The organism is Streptomyces sp. NPDC051740 (genome assembly GCF_044453165.1).
GTDB lineage: Bacteria > Actinomycetota > Actinomycetes > Streptomycetales > Streptomycetaceae > Streptomyces > Streptomyces atrovirens.
Genome location: NZ_JBITCL010000011.1, coordinates 231,908 through 255,064, shown reverse-complemented (window position 1 = coordinate 255,064; position 23,157 = coordinate 231,908). Strand labels below are relative to the sequence as shown.

The 23,157-nt window shown below is 71.0% G+C and carries 11 protein-coding genes and 2 pseudogenes; 4 read left to right on the top strand and 9 right to left on the bottom strand.

Going from position 1 to position 23,157, the window contains the following annotated elements; translation table 11 throughout:
• Nucleotides 1-46: 46 nt before the first annotated feature.
• A complete protein-coding gene (gene eccCa, locus ACIA6T_RS20705; protein ID WP_398214649.1) occupies nucleotides 47-4,000 on the top strand; it encodes a type VII secretion protein EccCa in 3,954 nt (1,317 codons plus the stop codon).
• 363 nt (nucleotides 4,001-4,363) lie between these two features.
• On the opposite strand, the gene ACIA6T_RS20700 is transcribed toward eccCa, so the two are convergent.
• The 4 genes and pseudogenes from ACIA6T_RS20700 to ACIA6T_RS20685 form a co-directional block, all read right to left on the bottom strand.
• Nucleotides 4,364-5,587 carry a S8 family serine peptidase gene (locus tag ACIA6T_RS20700; RefSeq protein WP_399447920.1) on the bottom strand — a complete coding sequence of 408 codons (1,224 nt, stop codon included), beginning with the start codon at nucleotides 5,585-5,587 and terminating at the stop codon, nucleotides 4,364-4,366.
• A 74-nt stretch (nucleotides 5,588-5,661) separates the two neighbouring features.
• Nucleotides 5,662-8,988: a right-handed parallel beta-helix repeat-containing protein gene (locus tag ACIA6T_RS20695; RefSeq protein ID WP_398019358.1), complete on the bottom strand. Its 3,327-nt coding sequence runs from the start codon at nucleotides 8,986-8,988 to the stop codon at nucleotides 5,662-5,664.
• 505 nt (nucleotides 8,989-9,493) lie between these two features.
• Nucleotides 9,494-9,772: pseudogene (locus tag ACIA6T_RS20690) on the bottom strand (metal-sensitive transcriptional regulator).
• Nucleotides 9,773-10,814: 1,042 nt separating this feature from the next.
• Nucleotides 10,815-13,094 carry a tetratricopeptide repeat protein gene (locus ACIA6T_RS20685; protein WP_399447919.1) on the bottom strand — a complete coding sequence of 760 codons (2,280 nt, stop codon included), beginning with the start codon at nucleotides 13,092-13,094 and terminating at the stop codon, nucleotides 10,815-10,817.
• A gap of 1,323 nt (nucleotides 13,095-14,417) precedes the next feature.
• Here ACIA6T_RS20685 and ACIA6T_RS20680 point away from each other — a divergent pair.
• The 3 genes and pseudogenes from ACIA6T_RS20680 to ACIA6T_RS20670 all read left to right on the top strand — a co-directional run.
• Nucleotides 14,418-15,095 carry a GGDEF domain-containing protein gene (locus ACIA6T_RS20680; protein WP_399447918.1) on the top strand — a complete coding sequence of 226 codons (678 nt, stop codon included), beginning with the start codon at nucleotides 14,418-14,420 and terminating at the stop codon, nucleotides 15,093-15,095.
• Between the two features lie 153 nt (nucleotides 15,096-15,248).
• Nucleotides 15,249-15,662, top strand: coding sequence for a WhiB family transcriptional regulator (locus ACIA6T_RS20675; RefSeq protein WP_399447917.1), 414 nt, complete (start codon nucleotides 15,249-15,251; stop codon nucleotides 15,660-15,662).
• Nucleotides 15,663-15,716: 54 nt separating this feature from the next.
• Nucleotides 15,717-17,039, top strand: a pseudogene (locus ACIA6T_RS20670) (MFS transporter); the annotation flags it as partial.
• A 43-nt stretch (nucleotides 17,040-17,082) separates the two neighbouring features.
• On the opposite strand, the gene ACIA6T_RS20665 reads toward ACIA6T_RS20670, so the two are convergent.
• The 5 genes from ACIA6T_RS20665 to ACIA6T_RS20645 all read right to left on the bottom strand — a co-directional run bounded on the left by ACIA6T_RS20665 (nucleotide 17,083) and on the right by ACIA6T_RS20645 (nucleotide 23,156).
• On the bottom strand, nucleotides 17,083-19,071 hold the full coding sequence (locus tag ACIA6T_RS20665; protein WP_399447916.1) for a helix-turn-helix domain-containing protein: 1,989 nt from the start codon (nucleotides 19,069-19,071) through the stop codon (nucleotides 17,083-17,085).
• Between the two features lie 87 nt (nucleotides 19,072-19,158).
• The gene (locus tag ACIA6T_RS20660; RefSeq protein ID WP_399447915.1) at nucleotides 19,159-19,959 is read right to left on the bottom strand and encodes a 3-hydroxybutyrate dehydrogenase; all 801 of its coding nucleotides are present in this window, start codon (nucleotides 19,957-19,959) and stop codon (nucleotides 19,159-19,161) included.
• A 54-nt stretch (nucleotides 19,960-20,013) separates the two neighbouring features.
• On the bottom strand, nucleotides 20,014-20,493 hold the full coding sequence (locus tag ACIA6T_RS20655; RefSeq protein ID WP_073934837.1) for an NUDIX domain-containing protein: 480 nt from the start codon (nucleotides 20,491-20,493) through the stop codon (nucleotides 20,014-20,016).
• 64 nt (nucleotides 20,494-20,557) lie between these two features.
• Nucleotides 20,558-22,171 carry an apolipoprotein N-acyltransferase gene (gene lnt, locus ACIA6T_RS20650; RefSeq protein ID WP_399447914.1) on the bottom strand — a complete coding sequence of 538 codons (1,614 nt, stop codon included), beginning with the start codon at nucleotides 22,169-22,171 and terminating at the stop codon, nucleotides 20,558-20,560.
• A 439-nt stretch (nucleotides 22,172-22,610) separates the two neighbouring features.
• Nucleotides 22,611-23,156, bottom strand: coding sequence for a hypothetical protein (locus ACIA6T_RS20645; RefSeq protein WP_399447913.1), 546 nt, complete (start codon nucleotides 23,154-23,156; stop codon nucleotides 22,611-22,613).
• Nucleotide 23,157 lies beyond the last annotated feature (1 nt).

Here is a 23,157-nt window from a genome sequence, read left to right as displayed (position 1 = left end):
GAGTATCGTCCTTTTCCGTCGCCCTGCCCGTCGGCGCGGGCCGGACATGCCCGAGGGTGAACTGACCCTCCAGGAGCCGCCGACACTGCCGGAGACTGTGCCGGACAGCTCGGCGGTGTGGACGTATCTGCCCATGGCGATGATGTCCGTTTCCATGATGCTGGCTTTCCTGCGGCCCGGTGGGTCCGGCAGTGTCTTCACGTACATCGCCCTGGGCATAATGGTCCTGGCCTCGGCAGTGATGATGATCGGCCAGGTGATGCGCCAGAGCAGCGAGCGCAAACAGCGCCTCAGGGGCGAGCGCCGGGACTACCTGCGCTACCTGACGCAGACCCGGCGGCAGGTCCACCGGGCTGTGAGCGAGCAGCAACTGGCGCTCGCCTGGCGTCACCCGGAGCCGGCGTCGATGCGTTCGCTGGTGCGGACGACGCGGCTCTGGGAGCGCCGGGTCAAGGACGACGACTTCGCCGAGGTGCGGGTGGCCGTCGGTGACCAGCAACTGGCGCTGCGGTTGACCCCGCTGTCCACCAAGCCGGTGGAGGACCTCGAGCCCCTGTCAGCACACGCGCTGCGACGGTTCATGCGCGCCTACAGCACCGTGCCGGACCAGCCCATCGCGCTCTACCTGCGGTCCTGGGCACGGGTGCTGCTGCGCGGGGACGAGGCGGCGGTGCGCGGCATGGTGCGGGCCGCCCTGTGCCAACTGGCTCTCTTCCACACCCCTGAAGACGTGCGGATCGCGCTGGCCGTCAGCGACGAGCGCCGGGCCGGGTGGGACTGGGTCAAGTGGCTGCCGCACAACCTGCACCCGCACGAGCAGGACGGCGCCGGGCCGGCCCGCATGGTGGCGTCGGACTTCAACGGCCTGGAGGACCTGCTCGGAGGGGAGTTCACCGAGCGTCCGGCATTCGACCCCGAGGCCGTGCCCGGCCGCGACGAGCCGTTCACCGTGCTCGTGGTGGACGGGGTCCAGGTGCCGTCCGGGCACCGGCTCGACGGCCCCGGGTTCCGCAACGTGATCGTGTTCGACCTGTCGGAGTCCCTGCGGTGGCGTCCGGGACGAACGACGCTGCGGCTGGATGTGCAGCCGGACGGGGTGCGGCTGGTGCGCACGGACCGGAACCGCAAGGAGCAGTCGACCCCGCTGGGTCGTCCCGACGCGGTCGGCCCGGTCGGCGCCGAGGCCCTTGCGCGGATGCTCGCCCCGTATCGCACGGGGCTGACCACGGAGACCGCCGAGCCGCTGTCGACGGATGTGGAGCTGACGGCTCTGCTGGGCATCCCCGACCTGTCCCGACATCAGCCGGCCGCCCTGTGGGGGCGCAACAAGGGCGCTGCCCGGCTGCGGGTCCCGATCGCGGTGGGTGGCGACGGAGTTCCGGTGGAGCTGGACATCAAGGAGGCGGCGCAGGGGGGCATGGGTCCGCACGGCATGCTGATCGGCGCGACCGGTTCGGGCAAGAGCGAGTTGCTGCGCACCTTGGTGCTGGGCCTGGCGCTGACGAACTCCTCGGAGACCCTGAACTTCGTCCTGGTGGACTTCAAGGGCGGCGCCACGTTCCTGGGCCTGGACGAACTGCCGCACACCTCCGCCGTGATCACCAACCTGGCCGACGAGGCTGCTCTGGTCGAGCGGATGCGGGACGCCCTGCACGGCGAGCTGATACGCCGTCAGGAACTTCTCCGGGCGGCCGGCAACTACTCCTCGGCGCTCGAGTACGAGAAGGCCCGCGCCGCGGGGACGCCTTTGGATCCGCTGCCGAGCCTGTTCATCGTCGTCGACGAGTTCAGTGAACTACTCTCGGCACACCGGGACTTCATGGAGCTGTTCGTGATGATCGGCCGGCTGGGCCGTTCCCTCGGCGTCCATCTGCTGCTGGCGTCGCAGCGCCTCGACGAAGGGCGTATGCACCAGTTGGAGAGCCACCTGTCCTACCGCATCGGTCTGCGTACCTTCTCCGCCATGGAGAGCCGTGGCGTACTGGGCGTGCCGGACGCCTACCAGCTGCCGTCGCAGCCGGGCGCCGGTTTCCTCAAGAGCGGCGTGGAAGCGCTGACCCGGTTCCGGGCGGCGTACGTGTCCGGGGTGTACCAACCGCGGCGCGGGGCGGTGGCTCAGGCACGGGTCGCCAGCCAGGTGGTTCCGTGGACGGCCGGTTATGTGGTGCCGCGCGCGCCTGCTGAGCTGCCGGAAGCAGAGCCGGAGGAGGAGCAGGTCGAGGAGAACGAGAACGGGGCGTCGTTGCTGTCGGTCGCCGTGGAGCGGCTGCGGGGGGCGGGGCTGCCGGCCCTCCAGGTGTGGCTTCCGCCGCTGGCCGAGCCGCCGGCCCTGGACGCCCTGCTGCCGGGGCTGACCGCCGATCCGGAGCGCGGGCTCGTCTCCGCCGGCTGGCCGGGCGTCGGCTCTCTGCGGGTGCCGGTCGGGCTGGTGGACAGGCCGTTCGAGCAGCGGCGTGATCCGCTCGTGGTGGATCTCTCGGGCAGCGGTGGGCACATCGCTGTCGCGGGTGGTTCACAGAGCGGCAAGTCGACGGTGCTGCGTACCCTGATCGCGGCTCTCGCGCTCACCCACACCCCGCGCGAAGTGCAGTTCTACTGCCTGGATCTGGGTGGCGGCACGCTGGCCGGGCTGGTCGGCCTGCCGCACGTCGGTGGAGTGGCGAACCGGATGGACGGCGAGCGGATCAGTCGCGCGGTGGCCGAGGTCACGGCCGTGCTCAACCACCGCGAACAGCTCTTCCTCGACCACAACATCGACTCGATGGCGACCTACCGCAGACGTCGTGCGGCCGGGGAGTTCGAGGACGAATCCCATGGTGACGTCTTCCTGGTGGTGGACGGGTGGGGCACGATGCGTCAGGAGTTCGACGCGCTCCTGCCCGCTTTCGGCCAGATCGCGTCCCAGGGCCTGAACTACGGTATCCACCTGGTCATCTCCACCGCGCGATGGATGGAGCTGTCGTCCCAGCTGCGTGACCAGATGGCCACCCGGCTGGAGCTGCGGCTGGGCGACTCGATGGATTCCGTGGTCGACATCCGCAAGGCCGCCACCGTGCCGCGCAGCCCCGGCCGCGGACTGACGGTCGACAGCAAGCTGCACTTCCTGACCGCGCTGCCGCGTATCGACGGCAGGGAGACCTCCGACGATCTCAGCGACGGGGTTGCCGCGCTGGTGGAACAGGTCGCCGAGCACTGGGCGGGGCCTCCCGCGCCGCCGGTGCGGATGCTGCCGCACCGGTTGCCCCTCACACAACTGCCGGAACCGGAACTGGCGGACGGACTGCGGGTTCCTCTCGGGCTCGACGAGGAGACCCTGTCGCCGGTGTGGCACGACTTCAGCCGCACGCCCCACCTGGTGGGCATCGGAGACACCGAAAGCGGCAAGACCAATCTGCTGCGGCTGGTCGCCAAGGCGGTCACCGCCCGCTACAGCCCGGGTGAAGCGCGCATCCTGGTGGTGGACTACCGGCGTGAACTGGCCGAGGCGGTCCCGGAGGAGTACCGCCTCGGGCACGCGGTGTCGCTCGATCCGCTGAAGGAGCTGGTGGCCGGATCGGCCAGGGCCCTCAAGACCCGCCTCCCCGGTGAGGACATCTCCCCGGCCCGGATGCGGCTCGCGGACTGGTGGACGGGGCCACGGCTGTTCGTGCTCGTGGACGACTACGACATGGTCGGCTCCGGCGGCATCATGGACCACCCGTTCGAGGCCCTTCTCGAGTACCTGGCTCTGGGACACGAGGTGGGACTTCACCTGGTGGTGCTGCGTTCCGCGACCGGTGCCGGCCGGGGCCTCAGCGACCAGTTGCTCAGGCGCCTCGACGAGGTCAACACCCCGGGCCTGCTGATGTCGTGTCCGCCGTCGGAGGGTTACGTCTTCGACAACATCAAGCCGCGCAACCTGCCGCCCGGCCGGGCACGTTACATCGCCCGCCGCAAGGCCGTACTGATGCAGACGGCCATCGTCGGCGAACAGGCCGAGGAGGAGCCGGGCGAGAAGTGACCTCGCGCAGGGCGGCGTTTCGTCCCGGTCGAGGTGTGCGGATGTGGTTCGAGGGTCTGACGGTTCCGGGGTCGCGGGTGAGCCCGCGACCCCGGGGGGGCGCTCGTCGCCGTGTGGACCGTCTGAACGGTGGGAGGCCGGCAGTGCCTGGCCGTGCCCTGCCCGCCGCCGGGGCCTTGAAGCGCAAAGGCCGCTGTCCGGACCCGCGGGTCCGGACAGCGGCCGTGTGTATACGCGGGCGCCGACTGACGCCATTTCCCCGGTGACAACGACTTTCGGGAACCGCTCGCGCAACAGGCGGTCGCAGAATCGGACACAGGTACGCGAAGGCCCGTACCCAGCGGTGGTGATCCGCCGTTCGTCTCAGGTCGTCGTCGAAGCGTCGTCCCGGGCCGGCCGCCATCCGCGGGCGCGGCCTCTCGGGACGATCACGGCGGCCCAGGCCATGGACACGAGCAGACCGGCGCCGGCGCCCACCATCACCAGAGCTCGCTGTGTCGCGCGGGCACCCGCCTCATCCGTCGGCAGCCGCACCGGCTCGGAATCGTCCGCCGCCTCCGCCGGCGCGGCAGAGGGAGCGGCAACCGTGGTGACGGCGCCGTACGCGTCGAGCCGGGGCACGCCCGCCGGGTAAGCGGTCGAGGTCAGCCGCCGTGCCGTCTCCCCGGCGGTCAGTTCGGGATGGGCGGACCGGATGAGGGCGGCCGTGCCGGCCACGTATCCGGCGGCGAGCGACGCTCCCGAGCCGATGAAGTGGCCCCGTCCCGTGGGGCCGATGCCGACCACACCGTCGCCCGGTGCCGCAAGGTCCGCGCGCCGTGGCGTGAGCGCGCCCCGTGGACGGCTGCCTTGCGCACCGAGGTCGATGACGGACAGCACACCCTGCTCGGCCGCGGGCCAGTAGTCCCTGGGCGGGGCGGCGGAGGCAGGGCTTTGGGGACTGTCGGGGACGGCGGCGGCCACGATCAGCACGTCGTGGGCGGCGGCGTGGGCGACGGCACTCGTGAGCTTCGCGGAGTTGCGGGTCAGGGCCGGGGACACCTGGACGACTTCCGCTCCGGCGTCCACCGCCGCCCGGATACCGGCCGCGACCGTGGTGTCGGTCGCCCTGCCGCGGGCGTCGGTGCCCCGCACGGCCAGGATGTGCGCCTGCTGGGCCACCCCGGAGAAACCGGAGCCTTCCGCAGTGGCGGCGGCTATCAGCCCGGCCACAAAGGTGCCGTGACCGACGCAGTCGTCGTCGGCCTCGCCGACGACGGCGACCCTGCCCTTCAGCGTCGGCGCCTTGAGCGACACCCCCGTGTCGACGACGGCCACGGTCACCCCGTCGCCGTCGGCGAACTGCCGGACCCTGGCGAGCTGCAGGTCCTGCTGCTCCCGAGGCACCGCGTCGACCACCTTTCCTGAGCCGCCGGTGCAGGCGGCCCCGTCCGCCAGCCGGGACGGCATCGCGGGCAGGCGCAACGGCTCACGGGCCACGGCGCCGGCCTGCGCGGTGCCGCCCATGGCCAGCGTGGACGTGGACAGGAGAGTGAGCAGGGCCGCCATCGACGAGTGGCGGAGCGTGTGACGGCGCATCGTGTGCATCCTGGAAACGTAGACAGTGTCCGGTCATGGTCGTTGAGCCTCGTGTGCTTCGCGGACGCCTCACCCGCCGCTCATCACTCGGGTACGGCCTCCCCCTGCACCGCGTCCTGGGGAAGGAGCAGGCGCAGGTCCTGCACGCCGGGGGCGGTCATCGTGCTGAGGCGGCCGGCCTGGCGCGTCATCATGCCTTCCAGGACCTGGCGGGCCAGGCGCCCGTTGCCGAATGAGCGGTCACGCGGGACCGACTCGAAGTACGCCCGCAGTACCTGGCCGGTGCCCGGCCCGCACTCGTACCCAAAGGTGGCCGCATGCTGCCGCACGATGGTGACGAGTTCGTCCGAGGAGTAGTGGGTGAACCCGACACGCCGGGAGAAGCGGGAGGAAAGACCCGGGTTGGAGGAGAGGAAGCGCTCCATCTCCTCGGTGTAGCCGGCGACGATGACCACCACTTCGTCCCGATGGTCCTCCATGAGCTTCAGCAAAGTGTCCACCGCCTCCTGCCCGAAGTCCGAGGAGGAGCCCGGCCCGGTGGGCGTGAGCGTGTACGCCTCGTCGACGAACAGGACGCCCCCCAGGGCCCGTTCGAAGGCGTCCCGGGTGAGTTGGGCCGTATGGCCGACGTACCGGCCGACGAGGTCGGCGCGGGCCACCTCGACGAGCTGGCCGCGGGGCAGTACGCCCAGCGAGACGAGCAGCTCACCGTAGAGCCGTGCCACCGTGGTCTTGCCCGTGCCGGGCGGTCCGGTGAAGACCAGGTGGTGGCTGATCTGCGGCGCGGGCAGTCCCGCGGCCTCCCGCTGGCGCGTGACGGACAGCAGGTTGACGAGGTTGGTGACGTCCCGCTTGACGCCGGCCAGTCCCACCAGGTCACCGAGTCGGGCCAGCGGGTTGTTCTCGCTGTCCGCGGGTGCGGCCTCCTCGGAGACGGCTCGTGCGGCTTCCTCCCCCACGTCCTCGGGCAGCAGCAGTGGCAGGTCCTCCGCCGTCATGTTGGTGAGCGCGGCCAGACGGGACGCCTGGCGGTCCACCATCTGCTCGAACACCTGACGGGCGGCCCGGCCGTTACCGAAGGACCCGTCCTTGGGCATGCGCTCGAAATGCACCGTGAGTGCCTTGTGCGTGGCGGCACCGAGCACGTACTGGTGTCCCGCACACATGCTCTCCAAGATGGCCACCAGTTCGGGCACCGAATAGTTCTCGAACTCCACGGTGCGGGAGAAGCGTGAAGCCAGACCTGGATTGGACGCCAGGAAGCTCTGCATCTCGGCGGAGTAGCCGGCGGCCACCACCACCACGTCGTCGCGGTGGTCCTCCATCAGTTTGAGCAGCGTGTCGACCGCTTCCCGTCCGAAGTCGGCGCCGGAACCGCGGCCGTCGGACAGCAGGGTGTACGCCTCGTCGATGAACAGGACACCCCCCAGAGCACGGTTGAAGGCCTCGGTGGTCTTGATGGCGGTACCACCGATGACCTGTGCCACCAGGTCGGCCCGGGAGACCTCCACCAGGTGACCTGAGCGCAGCGCACCGAGTTCCGCCAGGATCGTCCCGTAGAGCCGGGCCACCGTGGTCTTGCCGGTGCCGGGCGGGCCCGCGAAGACCAGGTGCCGGCTCATCGGCGGAGCGGCCATGCCCAACCGGGTGCGATGCTGGGCCAGCCGCGTGAGGTTGACCAGCGTACGCACCTGCTGCTTCACGTTGTCGAGGCCGATCAGAGCGTCAAGGGCGGACAGCGGACCGTCCTCGCGGCTCAGCCACGCGTCCTCACCGCCTATCCCGCTGTCGCCGGCGGCCCCGGCGGCCCCGGCGCCCCAGGAGTCCTGCTTCCCGTTGCCCGTGCTGACCAGCCCTTCGACGGCGAGCCGCTCACCGGGCCGGGACTGGAGGAGCCCGCCGCCACTGTTGTCCCGGACGGTGCAGTTGACGACGGAGACGGGCGCGGCGGACTCGATGCGGAACCCGTCGCCGGCGCTTCCGCTGACCTCACAGGAGTTGAACGAGCCACGGCCGCCTTCGGCGATCCGGACACCGTGGCGGCCGCTGCCGCCCACCCGGACGCGGGTGGCGGTCACCTCGCCGTCCTCGTCGACGGTGACACCCGAGTCCTTGGCACCGGTGATCTCCAGATCCCGTACGGTCACGATTCCCCCGGCGGCGGTCGACAGGCCCGATTCTGCAGCCGAGGTGACGGCGCCGCCGCCGACGTACAGGTTGCCGTCGTCTTCGACCCTGATGCCGCAGCGGCCGGCCGCGTCGATGGTGCAGTCCTCCAGCCGCCCCCGGCCGTCCTTCACGGTCTCCACACCATGACCGCGCGGAGCGCTGATCCGCGCCCGGCGGATCAGCGGATTGGCTCCCGTGCGGATGGAAACGCCCGTTCCCTGGGCGTCGATGACCTCGAGGCGGTCCAGCTCGGCCGTCGACTCCTCTTCCAGCAGCACCGCGGTCGTGGCGCAGTCCCGGACGGTGAGCCCGACCAGCACGGGAGACGACGGCCCGCTCACGCGCAGCCCGGGGGACTGCGCGGCGTCCAGCCAGCAGTCCTCGAACGTGCCCCGGGAGCGGTCGCTGACCAGCAGTCCATGCCCCTTGGTACGCGCGGTCCGGCAACGGCGCAGCACCGGGTTGCTGCCTCCGGTGACCGCGATGCCGACACCGGTGGTGCCGGTGACCCGCACGTCCTCGAGTGCCGTTCGGGCCTGACTGTTCAGCATGATGCCCGTGCTCGTGTCGTGGACCACCGTGCGCAGCACCCGAGTTGTGCTGTTGCCCTCCAGGGCGATGGCCGGTTTGTCGGTCGAGGAGATGTCGCACTCCTCGACCGATCCCTGGGACTCCCCGTTGGCAAGCACGCCGTTCCCGCGGGCGTTGCGGATGGTGCAGCCACGCAGTGTGATCCGGCCTCGATCGCCGATCACCACCCCAGTGGTGCCGAGGTGCTCGATGGTGCAGGACTCGACGGAGCTCTCGACCTCGGAGGTGGCCACGATCCCGGCACCGCCCTGGTTGCTGACCCGGCAGTCGCGGAGGGCGAGCGAACCGCTGCCACGGGCGAACATGGCCGTCCAGGCAGAGCCCGTGATCTCGCAGCCCTCCATCGCGACCTGCCCGCGCGGGGCGTCGACGACCGGCAGCTCCTCGTCCCGCCCGCGCAGCACCAGGTCGGTCAGCATCGCGGCCTCCGCCTTGAGCACGATCGCGCTGCCGCGACGCGGTGCTATCTCCACGGTGCCGCGGGATTGCTCCGCCACGATGGTGACCGGGGTGGTGATGGTCAGGTTCTCGGTGTAGACGCCGGGCGAGACTCTGACGACAGCACCACTGCGCGCCCTGGCCAGAGCCTCACCAATCGTCCGAAAGCCGTCGGGCCGCTCCGGGCTGACCGCAAGTACCTGGCGTGACACGCACTTTCCTCCTCCGTTCGGCACCGTGGCGCCCACGAGACCCCTGGTGCCACGAATGGGCAGGGACATCATGCCGGTACCGAGGTGTCGAACTACTCCATGGGGGCGTCGACTTCGCGCCGCACAGCATGCTGGGACCCATCTCACCACGAAGCCGGCTCTGCGGTGGGGTGGTCGACTGCACACCATTTCGGCGCCCGCCGCTGCCAGTGGCGAGCGGCCGGCTCCCTGCCGGTCGACGGCCGTGTGTGGATCGCACGTTCCACGCGACTGCCGACTTCGACCGTCTCGCCTTCGGTCAGGGACTTCACTCACGGGGTGAACAAAGGCGGCGAGCAGGCACGAGCGAGCTTCTGCTGCGCAAGGGTACCCCTGAGCCTTGCCCACGACGGCACTCCGCCGTACCCGCCAGGGGTGCCTTCCCGCCTGTGCGGAGCAGCCGCTGTCCACCGCCGCAGCGCTACCAGCGCTCGCCCACCAGGGAGCACTCTCACCGGCCCCGGACTCAGGCGAGCGACAGGAAGAACTCCTCCAGGCGCGTCCGCATCCGCAGGGAGACCCGCACCATCGGATCATCGCTGATCACGCACTGCTGCAGCCCGGTTGCAATGATCGAAAACCCGGCGCGGTCCAGGGCGCGGAAGACGGCGGCCGACTACGTGATGACCTCTTCGTCGTTCCGCCCCTCCTCCCTCATCCTGATCACCCCCGCAAGCTGACCCCGGGCACGCCGCAGCCGGTTCAACGCCGACTTCAACTCGTCGGCGGTCAGGTCAAGTTCCACACGACGCCCCTTCACACACTCCCGCCCGTATCCACCCGGAGCGGGGAGAACACGTCCCGAAAGGCGTTACTCCGTGACCTTCGCCGCCCTGGCCGGCGGCCAGGGCGCCTGGCGGTTCTGCGAGTTCACGCACCCCGGTGAATCGCCAGGGGACACTCGCCCGGCGCGCACAACGTTCCGCTGTACCGCCTGGAGGAGGCCGCGGCGCCACTGCACGCCGCCTCGCCCCGCACACCGCTGCTGGTCGTCCGCGCCTTTGGAGTCCGCTGCTCCCAAGCCCGCACCCGGCTGGGCACCCCGGGCATCGGGGTAGCGCCCTCGGACCGCGGCGCCACAGCATGGGCAGCGGACGAGCAGCCTGTCGAGCGGGTCGCCAAAACTACGCCTCCTGCCCAGGGAGCGCCGGGTCCTCCTGAACGCCCTCCCGGTCCTCGTCGGCCTCCTGGCCGAACTGGACCTGCGGCGCCTGACGGACTGATCGCACGCACCACCACGCCCACGCGTCCCGGTCCCAGCGGCGCGGCCGTCGCCAACGCAGTTGTCCACTTGGCAACCCTGGAGGGTCGCGTCCCAGCGCGCAATCATCGAGCACGAAGCCTGTGCCCGTCCTGTCGTCCGAAGGAGAGCGTTCTCCAGTGAGGAGACCAGTTCAGTGACCGCATCCTTCTCATGCCCCGATGCGGCAGTGTCCACGACGATCCACCCGACGCGTCGGTGGCCCGCTTCGCGGACACCGGACCCACGGATCTCGGCCGGCCTCGCCCCACCCGCACTTGCCGGTGCTCAGGGAAGCACTGAGCAGGCGAAGCCATCGCCAGGGATCCGTTCCTCCGGAACAGGACCGAGCAGGCGGTCGCGCCGTCAGGCCGAGCTCTTCTCCGCGCACCCTCATGAGCGCCCTGGCTTCCCTCCTGAGCCGCCACGCGCTGCGCAACCGTCTGCACGCCGTGCCGTTCGCCATCCGCGCCGGACGCAGCCGGCCAGTGTTCCCGACCTCGCCGAACGCATCACGCCGGAAGGGAGGCTGAACTCGGGGACGCACTCACACGTCCGGTCCCAGTGGAGCGAGGGCCGACTCCTCGACGTGGGCGCGGACCGTGTCGGCGAGTGGGTCGCCGAGAGATTCGAGCACGGTCAACGCCTTCTTCCACATCTCGAGCGCCTCGGCCCCGTAACCCTGCTTCTGAAGGCACAGGGCGTGGTGGTGGAGGGTCCAGCCTTCTCCCCACTCGTTTCCGGCGGCATGGTGGAGTCGCAAGGCCTCATCGAAGTAGGTGACCGCCTGTTCCGGTTCCGCGAGGTGGTAGTGGGCAATGCCCAGGTTCGTACGAGTGATGGCCTCGACCCAGGTGTTGTCGATCTCCCGGTGCATCACGAGAGCCTGCTGAAGGTCCATCACCGCCTCCTGGCAGCGGCCGACGTGGACCCGCGCCTCACCGAGGTTGTTGAGGAGGATCCCCATGACCCAGGGCTGCTGGACATCGCGTCCGGCAGCCGCGGCGGGCTCGAGGTGCACAAGGGCTTCGGCGTAGCGCCCCTGCCGGAGGTTCACGTCACCAAGATTACTGAGCGCGTTGACCTGTCCCAAGGTGTCTCCGACACGTTGGTACACGCTGAGCGCCTGTTCGAACTGAGCGGTCGCTTCGGTGTAGTCGTGCGACTCCGCGCAGGAGCCACCCCGGTAGGTGTGCATGCGCGCTTGGGCTTCCAGGTCTTCGACCTGCATGGCCGAGGCGAGCCCCAGCCGAGTTACATGATCCCAGTCGGAACGGTGCTTGCGCAGGTAGAGGAATCCGACCAGCGCGGCGGCCAGTTGCCAAGCCACCGCGTGCATTCCAAGTGCGGCGGCCTCATCCACTGCGGCGATCAGATTGCGCCGCTCGGTCTCGCACCACAGCAGGGCCTGCGCACGCTCGGTGAACGTCGGCACCCCGTCACCGGGAGGCGACACATCGCGCAGCTCATTCAGCCAGCGGTTCGGAGTGATCACCTGCGAAGCGGCTCTCACCGTGTGCAGATACCACTCCAGCGACCGGCGCACGGTCTGTTGGCGCGTCTCGGCCGGCTCCTCCTGACTGGCCTTGTCCATCGCGTACAGGAGCAGCAGATCGTGGAATCCGTAGCGGTGTGGCGTCGGCTCTGTGAGCAGGTGTGCGCGCACGAGCGTACGCAGCTGGTGCCGGGCGTCTTCGGCGGTCGTGTCCAGCAGGGCACCGGCCGCCTCCGCGCTGATGCCCCGCCCGGGGTGCAGCGCGAGAAGGCGGAACGCGCGGGCCGCCGGCGCGGCCAGAGTGGCGTAGGACCGGGAGAAGGCGGCGCTCACTGCCGTCCTCGGATCTTCCTCGGAGGCCAGCAGATTCAGCCGGTTGGGTTCCTGCGCCAAGTCAGCCGCCAGGTCGGCGAGCGCGACGTGAGGGCGTTCGGCGGCCAGGTCCGCGGCGATCGCCAGGGCAAGGGGAAGACGCGCGCACCATCGGACGATGTCCGCGGCCGCGCCGGGCTCGGAATCGACCCGGCTCCCGCCGACCCGGTCTCGCAACAGCGCCAACGCGTCCTCGTCTTCGAGCGGGTCCAGCGTGAGGAGGCGCGCGTGGTCGTGGACGGCAAGACCGGCGAGCCGGCTGCGACTCGTGACCAGCACAAGACAGTCAGCCGCGCCGGGAAGCAGGGGGCGGACCTGGGCACTGGTCGCCGCATTGTCGAGCACCATGAGGACGCGTCGCCCGTTCAGTGTCGAGCGCAGCAATTTGGAACGCTCGGCCGTGGCGTCGGGGATGACGTCGGCCTCAACGCCCAACGCACGCAGAAAGTCTCCGAGCACCTGTCCCGGCGGGAGCGGCGCCGCTGCCTCCGAGTGGCCCTGCAGGTCGCAGTACAACGCACCATCGGGGTAGTGATCCCGCTGGCTGTACGCGACATGCAGAGCCATCGTGGTCTTGCCCACCCCGGCCATCCCGTCGATGCCGATCACCACGGTCCGGCCGGTCACGCCCGTCACCGCCTCAAGCAGGTCACGAGCCGTCTCCGACCGGCCGACCATCAATGCAGCAGAGGGCAGTTGAGCCGGGACCGAAACGGGTGCTCTGCGCTCGACCGCCGCTCTCGGCGGGGAAACGGACACCAGTGCTTCTAACACACCGTCCAGTTCGAGGGCCCGGTCGCACGCAACCGCGAGCTCGCGCGTCGGCGGCCTCACGCCGTTCTCGATCTTGCTGAGATACCCCTTGCTGAAGTGGGTCAACGCCGACAGCTGGTTCAGTGACAAGCTCCGAACGCGCCGGAACGTCCGCAACTGCATCCCGAAATCCTGCTGTGAGTCCACCGAACGCCTTCCGCCAAGCCCTTACGCGATCGACCCCGCCGTGTCCCCGCAGTCAGAGGGAACTCAGCTCCGCCACGAGCGGGGAGCCTGTGACGGAAGGGTCGAGGTACCAGATTAGTTCGCCCCGAGGCCCATCGGGATCTCGCCAGTTGTCGATGTAAGGAAGTTCAGAGGTCGAGGGTGTCGTGTGGCGTCGTAAACCCTCGCAGAGCACTGCAACGGGGACGTTCCTTCGGCTTGATGCCGACCCGTCGCACGGTCAGGACGACTACGTCGCCGAACCCGGCCGGGCCCCTACCCGGCCCACATGCACATCACGGACAAAGCGCTACAGCCATGACTTCCCACCTGGTGCACGACTGGTCCCATCCGACGTCGCTGTTACGTCGCCTCGAGAACGTGGCCCACTTGCCGACGATCAAATCTCCGGGCAAGCACCACGACGTCGTGATCACCGCAGCTCATGAAGCAGGCGAACAGTTGCTCTCCCTCATGGGTTCGAACCCCGGAGGCTGCGGACCGATCATCGCCGAGGAGGGCCACCCATGGATGTACTGGATCGTCCCGCCCGGCACGAAAGGCGCTGGGCCAACCCGTACGGAGCATGGGTCTCCGCGCCGTGGCGGATTCCTTTTCCACCAACGTTTCATAAGCAGCCCCTCGGGCCGTACTGGCTTCGGCGCTTCCATACCGACGTTCGCGTGACGCCGGACGAACTCTCCGACGCCCTCCATGACGTACGGCCGGCGCCGGTTCCGTACCAGGCCGCCACAGCCTTTCCGCGCCGGCCCGCCGTGACGGATGCGCAGACTCCCTGACGAGCAGAGACGCCAGTGCCTCGCCGTCCCTCGCCAGTGACCGATCGCTACGTCACGGAGTCAAAGCCGACGGAAGCTCCGCACACCGAAGGACAACCACTCATGAAACCTCTGCCCAACCTCGTCCAGGCCGGCCAGCCCTCACCCATCCGCGGACGTTCCTGATGAGCGTCATGTGCGCGGCCGACACCCGAGCCTTCCAGGCCCGGGTGAGTGCCGCAGCGTCACATCACCCCCACATGACGAACGATCCCGTTTCGCCCCAGCCGCCATCCCGGCCTCCGTGAGTACGCGTCGTCACAGGCGAGCGCCCGCCGAGAGCAAGGCCCGCTGTCCGACCGGCCGCTCCACCGTTCAGTCGCGAAATCCACCCGTTGAAGGGATCTCCACAACAGGGATCCGCCCACCCACGTCGATCTGCAGTGTCCCCGGACGGGACACATCCCCGCGTCCGATCTGCCGCCCGCGCGGAGCCGTTGCCACCGCACGACACGAAGGAGTCATCATGGCCGCCCATCCACAGGCGTACGTCTCCTGCGCACGTCGTGCGCTTCTTCTGGCTGTTCCAGCAGTCCCGCTGCTCGGGTGGGCGCTGCACGCCACAGCACTTCGGCGCCGGCTCGCCTCTGCCAGTCGCGACCCGCTCACCGGGCTTCTTCGCCGCGATGGCTACACCGCCAAGGCTCAGCAGATCCTCGACCGCTACGCCAACGACACCGTGACGCTCATCTGCGACCTGGATCACTTCAAAGAGATCAACGACAGGCTCGGACACCCAGCCGGAGACGCCGTGCTGGCCGCGACCGCACAGCGGCTCGCCAAGTGGGCGGGCAGCACGGCCGCCGTCGGCCGGCTCGGCGGGGACGAGTTCGCTCTCACGACCCGGCTCGGCTCCGGTCTCCAGCACGCATGCCTCGCACGCCTGATGTCTTCGCTCACCCAGCCGGTCCTTCTGGAGGACGGCCAGGTCGTCCACGTCGAGGCCTCGGTCGGGGCTGCGACGCCCGGCGCGATCGGCACCACCGACCTGTCGCGTTTGCTCAGAGCTGCCGACGCTGCTCTCTACGACGGCAAGCACACCGGCCGGGCGACCCTCGCCGGGGCCCGGCACGGGGCGGATGCGTCCGTCAACGGCCGCCGGGCCGGACGCCCCGGCACCCGCGACCCGGCGCAAGCACCATGACCGCCCCCGCCCCGCACCGAAGAGAACCGCCCTCGACCGAACACCCGGCGCGCAATCGAGCGCCCGACGCTGTGTGACCGGCTCACCGCCGACACGATCCGGCCGCACAAACCCTCGTCCGCCTGCCCCCACCTTCGAATCGAGGTACACCCGATGAGCTCCGCCGATCCTTCTGCCGCCGACATCCCGTTCCCCCGCATTCACAAACCGACCAGCTGCCGGACAAGTCCTGAGCTCTTCGTCCACGAATACGAAGAACGTGGGTACCAGGTCACCCAGCGCATAGCGGCTGCTCAGGCACAGTGCGCGGTGTGCCCGGTCGCGCCTCAGTGCCTCAAGTGGGCACTCGCACATCCGGAGGAGACACCGACGGGTATCTGGGCGGGCACCACGGCCCGGCAGCGGACCGTGTTGCGTACCCGCCTGATCGCCCGTCTCGGGCCCGACTGGATCACGATCGTCGCCGCTGCGGACCGTGCACGGCGCGAGCGTGTGCTCGCCGAACGACATCAGCCGCCGACACCCGGTGTCCGCTCGCGCGCAGCCGTCGCTGAGGGGGTGTACTGATCCGGCCCTGAACCATCACCGCCTGAACAGCGCTCACCCGGACCTGTCACACGAGCCTCCCCCATCGGCACCACCATCGAGTGGTACGACTTCTTCCTCTACGGCTCCGCCGCCGCGCTCGTCTTCAACAAGTTGTTCTTCCCGGACTCCGATCCGCTGGTCGGGACGCTGCTGTCGTTCCTGACGTACGCCGTCGGGTTCGCCGCGCGGCCGCTCGGCGCGCTGGTCTTCGGGCACTACGGGGACCGGCTCGGGCGCAAGAAGCTGCTGGTGCTGAGCCTGTTGATGATGGGCGGGGCGACGTTCGCGATCGGGTTGCTGCCCACGCACGCGACCATCGGCAGCGCCGCGCCCGTGCTGCTCACCGTGCTGCGGCTGGTCCAGGGGTTCGCGCTCGGCGGTGAGTGGGGCGGTGCCGTGCTGCTGGTGTCCGAGCACGGGGACGCCCGGCGGCGCGGGTTCTGGGCCTCGTGGCCGCAGACCGGCGCGCCGGCGGGGCAGTTGCTGGCGACCGGTGTGCTGTCGCTGCTGACCGCCGTGCTGTCGGACTCCGCGTTCGGGGCCTGGGGCTGGCGGATCCCGTTCCTGCTGTCCGGGGTGCTGGTGATCGTCGGTCTGTGGATTCGTCTCTCCGTCGACGAATCGCCGGTGTTCAAGCGGGCGCTGGAGCAGGCCGAGGCCCGCAAGGCGGACGCGGGCGCCGAACGGATGCCGGTCGTGGCGGTCCTGCGGCACCACTGGCGTGACGTGCTGGTGGCGATGGGGGCGCGGATGGCGGAGAACATCAGCTATTACGTGATCACCGCGTTCATCCTCGTGTACGCGACCACGTCCGCCGGGGTTTCGAAGCAGACCGCGCTCAACGCCGTGCTCATCGCCTCGGCGATCCACTTCGCCGTCATCCCGGCCTGGGGTGCCCTGTCGGACCGGCTCGGACGGCGCCCGGTGTATCTGATCGGCGCGGTCGGGGTGGGGCTGTGGATGTTCCCGTTCTTCGCGCTGATCGACACCGGCGGTTTCGGCAGCCTGCTGCTGGCGGTGACCGTGGGTCTGGTGCTGCACGGGGCGATGTACGCGCCGCAGGCCGCCTTCTTCTCCGAGATGTTCGCGACCCGGATGCGCTACTCCGGTGCCTCCATCGGCGCCCAGTTCGCCTCCGTCGCCGCGGGTGCGCCGGCGCCGCTCATCGCCACGGCGCTGCTCTCGGACTACGGCAGCTCCACGCCGATCTCGCTCTACGTCATCGCGGCGAGCCTGCTGACGGTCGTCGCCTTGGCGGCCGCCAAGGAGACCCGGCACCGGGACCTGGCGGACACGGACCCGTCGGGTGGCGCGGACGAACCGGTCGAGGCGGTCCAGGACGCGCGCACCGTCTGATCCCGCAGGACACCGGCCCCCGTGCGCACCTCGTGTACGGGGGTCAGTGCCGTGCGGGAGGCGGCGTGCCTCCGGACAGGCGGTGCAGGCGCAGGGCGAGCTGGATCTCCAGGGCCCGGGCCGGGCTCTGCCAGTCGTCGCCGAGGAGGCGGCCGACGCGTTCCAGCCGCTGGGCGACCGTGTTGACGTGGACGTGCAGTTCGTCCTTGGTGCGGGCGGGGCTCATGCCGCAGGCGAAGTAGGCGTCGAGGGTGCGCAGCAGCTCGGTGCCGCGTCGTTCGTCGTACGCCACGACCTGGCCGATGGTGCGGGTCACGAAGCCGGCGATGTCCCGCTCGCCGGCCAGCAGCAGCCCCAGGAAGCCGAAGTCCTCGGCGGCGGAGCCGTCACCGGCGCGGCCGAGGAGGCGGAGGGCGTCGAGGCAGCGGCGGGCCTCCGCGTAGGCCGACGCCACGGTGTCGGGGCGGGCGGTGAGGTGTTCGACCGGGGCGGACGCGCCGACGGTGACCGGTCCGTGGACGGCCGTGCCCAGGTGGCGGGCGGTGCGGCGGGCCAGCTCTGTGGCGGTGTCACCGGAGGCGAGGGGCAGCAGCAGGACGGTGCCGCCGTCGCGGGCGGCGGCGAGGCCCTGCCGGGTGGCCGCGAGGTGGGAGGCCGCGGCCCACAGCCGTCTGCGGGCGTCCGCCTCTTCGTCGGCGTCGGCGGCGGGGCCCTCCAGGCGGGCGGCGAGCACGGCGTGGGTGGCGTCGAGGTCGGCGCGCAGCCGGGCCGCGCGCTCGCGCAGCAGGCGCGGGTCGCGGGCGCGGGCGTCGAGCAGCTCGTCGAGCAGCTCGCCGCGGACGCGCTGTTCGGCCTCGGCGGCGGAGCGGCGGGCGAGCAGCAGCAGTGAGGTGACCATGGCCGCGCGTTCCAGCGTGCGCTGGTCGACGGGGTCGAGGCCGGGGTGGCCGCGCAGGACCAGCGCGCCGAGGAGTTCGTCGCCGGCGGCCACCGCGGCGATCCAGTCGTCCCGGTGCCGTACCGCGTGGCCTTCCGCCCGTGAGGACTCCAGGGCCCGGTCGGGTGCCGCGGTGGCTTCGGTGAACTCGACCGTGCCGTCCAGGACCTGGGAGACGGCGGCGGCCACGTCGTGCACCCCGCCGCCGCGCAGGACCAGCTCGGCGAGCCGGTCGTGGACGTCCGAGGCGCGCTCGATGACCGCGCTGCGGTCCTTGATGATCTCGTTGGCGCGTTCCAGGCCGGCGAGGGCCGAGCGGGTCTCGGCGAGCAGGTTGGCGGTGTCGATGGCGGCCGCGGCGAGGGCGGCGAAGGAACCGAGCAGGGCGATCTGCTCCCGCTCGAAGACCCTGGCCCGCCGGTCCGCGGCGAACAGGACGCCGATGACGTGGTGCCCGAGCGTCAACGGCACGCCGAGGATGGCGACGAGCCCCTCGTCCCGCACGCCGGTGTCGATGCTGTGGGTGTGCTGGAAGCGGTCGTCGCGGAAGTAGTCGTCGGTGACGTAGGGGCGGGCGGTCTGGGCGACGAGGCCGCCGAGCCCCTCCCCCATGCCGAGGCGCAGTTGCTGGAAGCGGGCGGCGACCGAGCCCTCGGTGACCCGCATGTAGGTGTCGCCCCTGACCGGGTCGTTCAGGCTGAGGTAGGCGACGTCGGTGCCGAGCAGGGAGCGGGCGCGCTGCACGATCGCCTGGAGCACGGCGTCCAGGTCGCGCAGTCCGGCGAGGTCGTGGGCGGTCTCGAAGAGGGCGGACAGCTCGGCCTCCCGGCGGCGGCGCCCCTCCAGTTCCGCACGCACCCGCAGGGCGAGCACCTTGGCCTGCTGGAGGGCGGCGATCCGCTCGGCGGGCAGTCCCTCGGCGCGGGCGAGCAGCACCGGCTGCTCGTACGCCTCGGCGGAGGCGCCGCGGGCCAGCAGCTCCAGGAACGGCGTCTCGGAGCTGCCGGACACGGGACGGGCGTCGGGAAACGCCCGCCCCGGCGCTCCGGCGGCGGGGGCGGGACGCTCGGCGGACTGCAGGTGATCGCGGGACATGCTCACAGGATTCCTCATCCCGCGGCCGCCCCGTCAGGCCTGTGGAGAACTCTGTCGGCCGACGGCCGGCCGCTGGTGGCCGATGTCTCAGTGCGCGGTCCAGCCGCCGTCCAGGACCAGTGAGGTGCCGGTCACGAAGGACGCCTGCGGGCCGCACAGATAGGCCACCGCCTCGGCGACCTCCTCCGGTTCGATGAGCCGCCGGACGGCGCTGTCCCGCAGCATCACCTCGGACAGGACACGTTCCTCGGGGATGCCGTGGGTCCGGGCCTGGTCGGCGATCTGCTTCTCGACCAGTGGGGTGCGCACATAGGCGGGGTTCACACAGTTGGAGGTGACGCCGTGGGGCGCGCCTTCCAGGGCGGTGGTCTTGGACAGTCCCTCCAGGCCGTGCTTGGCGGCCACATAGGCGGACTTATAAGCAGAGGCGCGCAGACCGTGGACCGAGGACACATTGACGATGCGGCCCCACCCTTGGCCGTACATATGGGGCAGGGCGCCCCGGATGAGCCGGAAGGGTGCCTCCAGCATCACGGTGAGCACCGTGTGGAAGACGTCGGGCGGGAACTCCTCGATGGGGCGGACCAGTTGCAGTCCGGCGTTGTTGACCAGCACGTCGGTGCCGGCGGCGGCGAGTTCGGCGGCGTCCAGGTCGGTGAGGTCGAGGACGTGCGGCTCGACGGCGCCCCCGGCGTCCCGGGCCGCCTCGGCGAGCGCTTCCAGGCCCGCGGCGTCCCGGTCGACGGCTCTGACCTTGGCCCCGGCGGCCGCGAGCCGCAGCGCGCAGGCGCGGCCGATGCCGCCGGCGGCGCCGGTGACGAGGGCGGTACGGCCACCGAGGTCGAGCGGGGTGGCGTGGGGGGCCGGGAGGGCACGGGGCGCGGTCATGTCTCGACCCTAGGCAGCACCCCCACGGTGCCCCATGTGGGCAAGCCCTACAGTTCAGCCAGTTCCAGTGGGGTCGAACCATGTGGGTGCGTCGGACATGGCTTGCTTGATCCGGAAGTGCGCGAACTCGTTCAGCTCCGGCAGCGCGTCCACGGCGAACCAGCCGACGTCCAGCGACTCGTCGTCGTTGACCCGTGCCTCGCCGCCGAGGGCACGGCAGCGGAAGGTGATGTCCATGTACTGGCAGACGTCGCCATTGCCGTACGTCACCGGGTCCAGCGCCTGGACCAGTACGACCCGCTCGACGGCGCAGCGCACCGCGGTCTCCTCCTCGACCTCCCGCACGGCGCAGGCCGCGGGCTGCTCCCCGGGGTCGGGGATGCCGCCGATCACCGACCACTTGCGGGTGTCGGTCCGGCGGTTCAGCAGGACTCTGCCCTCGTCGTCGAAGACGAGGGCGGTGACCCCGGGGAGCCAGAGGAGCTGATGACCGGCGGAGGCGCGCAGGGTGCGGATGAAGTCAGGAGTAGCCATGCCCCGACCCTAACCGGCCGGTCAGAGCCCTCCCCGGCGCTTCAGGGGGCGTGCGGCGGGCGTACTACCGCACGTCACCGGCGCGTCGCCCGCGCACCCCGGCGGCGACGGACCAGCCCAGTCCGCCCGCGGCGACCAGGACGAGGGCGATCTCCGGGAGGATGCCGAGGCGGGTGGCGGGGGTCCGGGAGGTGCGCAGCGGCACCTCCTGCACCAGCGAGTCGGCGACGAACATGCCGGTCCTCTGCGTGATCTCCCCGTCGGGCATGATGATCGCGCTGACCCCGCTGGTCACCGGCACGGTGACGGCTCGGCTGTGCTCCACGGCGCGGACCCGGGACATGGCGAGCTGCTGGTAGGTCATCTCGCTGCGGCCGAACGTGGCGTTGTTGCTGGGCACCGAGACCATCTGGGCGCCGGCGGTGACCGTGTCGCGCACCGCCCAGTCGAAGGCGGCCTCGTAGCAGGTGACCAGGCCGACGCCGGCACCGTTCATGGTGAAGACGCCCGGCTCGCCGCCCCGGCTGAAGTCCCGGCTGACCATCGACGTCCAGTTCTCGTTGATCGCCCCCACCAGCGAGCGCAGCGGGAGGTACTCGCCGAACGGCTGGATCTGCCGTTTGTCGTAGGTGTCGACGGGGCCCTTCTCCGGGTCCCAGAGGATCTGCTCGTTGAGCAGCTCACCGTCCCTGTCGACCACGCCGCCGACCGAGACGGGCGCGTCGATGGCCTTGGCCGCCCTGTCGATGACGGTGCGCGCGTCGGGGTTGGTGAAGGGGTCGATGTCGGAGGAGTTCTCGGGCCACAGCACGATGTCGGGGTGCTCGGCCCTGCCGGCCGCGACGTCGGCGGCCAGGCGCTCCGTCTCCCGCGCGTGGTAGTCGAGGACCGCGCGCCGCTGGGAGTTGAAGTCCAGACCGAGGCGGGGCACGTTCCCCTGGATGACGGCGACGGTCACGGTGCCGGCCTCCGCCTTGTCGCTGACCAGCGACCGGGCGGCGAGGGCGGCCACCAGCGGTACGGCGACGCTCAGCACGCCGACGACCGCCGCGGCCCGCCGTACGGTCCCGGTGCGCCGGGCCCGCAGGACCAGCCGGACGATCTCGTACAGGCCGAAGCCGCACAGCACTACGGCGAAGCCCAGCACCGGGGTGCCGCCGAGCGCGGCGAGCGGCAGGAAGACGCCGTCCGCCTGCCCGAACGCGATCTTGCCCCAGGGGAAGCCGCTGAACGGTGCGCGCGCGCGTACCGCCTCGCCGGCGATCCACAGCGCCGCCGCCCACACCGGCCACCCGGGGAGTTTCGACACCGCGGCGACGCCCGCGCCGACCAGCGCGACGAAGACCGCCTCGATCACCACGAGGGCGATCCACGGACCGGGCCCGACCTCCACACCGGTCCACACCAGCAGCGGCAGCAGGAAGCCGAGGCCGAAGAGGTAGCCGAGGCCGAGCGCCGCCTTCCAGCTCCGGCCGCGCAGCACCCAGCCGAAGACGGCGAAGGCAGGCAGGGCCAGCCACCACAGGGTGCGCGGCGGGAAGCTGACGTAGAGGAGCAGGCCCGAGAGCGCGGCTGCGGCGGCCGGGAGGAGGCGCACGAGCCGCCCGCCCCGCGCCGGGGGCGCGGTCTGCGGCGGCATCGGGTCCGACTCGTCGACGGAGGTTGCGGTGACGGTCACTCCGGGAGTCTACGGCGCGTGACCTGGCGGCCGACAGCACGGTCGGCGGGGCAGAGGACGCCGGGTGGCCCGTGCTTCCCCGGGTGTGCCGGCTGCGCGCCGCGTCGTTTCCGCGCGGATCGTCACCACACGTACCCCACCGGGCACCGGCTGTCATCGCGCTCCGGCGCCCTGGCCGTGCGGCCCGTAGCGGGGCCGGCCACGTCGCGGGGGTCCGCGGAGGAGGCGTCGCGCCGCGCGGGTGAGCGGCGTTCGCGGAGTGCTCCCGTCGCCGTGGGCCGGGGGCGCCCGGCCCGGCTCTTGCGGGGTGCCTCCCCCACTCTCGGCTTCTCCCCCATGAGCGGGACCCCCACCGCCCACCCGTGCCGCCCTGGGGGGTACCTCCCAGGCCCTTGAGGCACTGGGGGAGGCACGACTGCCCGCGGAAGCGGAGGGGTGGTCAGTGGGTCGCGCCCGGTGTGCGGGGGCGGAGGCGGTCGCGGATGACCGTCACCGCTGCTTCCGCGTCGTCCACCGTCACCGTGAAGGTGTGGCCGTCCCACAGGCGCAGGATGATGCCCTCACCGCGACGTACGACGACCGCCGTGCCCTTCTCGGGGCGCCAGCGGTATCCCCAGCCGCCCCAGTGCCGCGGGGTGACGTGCGGGGCGAACTCCGCACCCGCGACGTGCGAGAGCGGGATGCGGCGGCGGGGCACGCCGATGTGGCCGCAGCGCACCTCCAGGTGGTCCTCGTCGACCCGCAGCGCGACGTGCACGAAGGCGAGGGTGCCGAACAGGACCAGCAGCCCGGCGGCGATGCAGCCGACGACGGCCATGGCCAGCGGCGCGATGCCGGACGTCCACTGGGAGTCGACGGCCAGCGCGATGCCGAGCGCCAGGCAGGCGGCGCCGATCAGCGCCAGGAACCACTGGAAGCGGTTGGTCGCGCGACCGGTCCAGACCTCGGAGTACGGGGCATGCTCGCCGTGGCGGTCGTCCCTCATG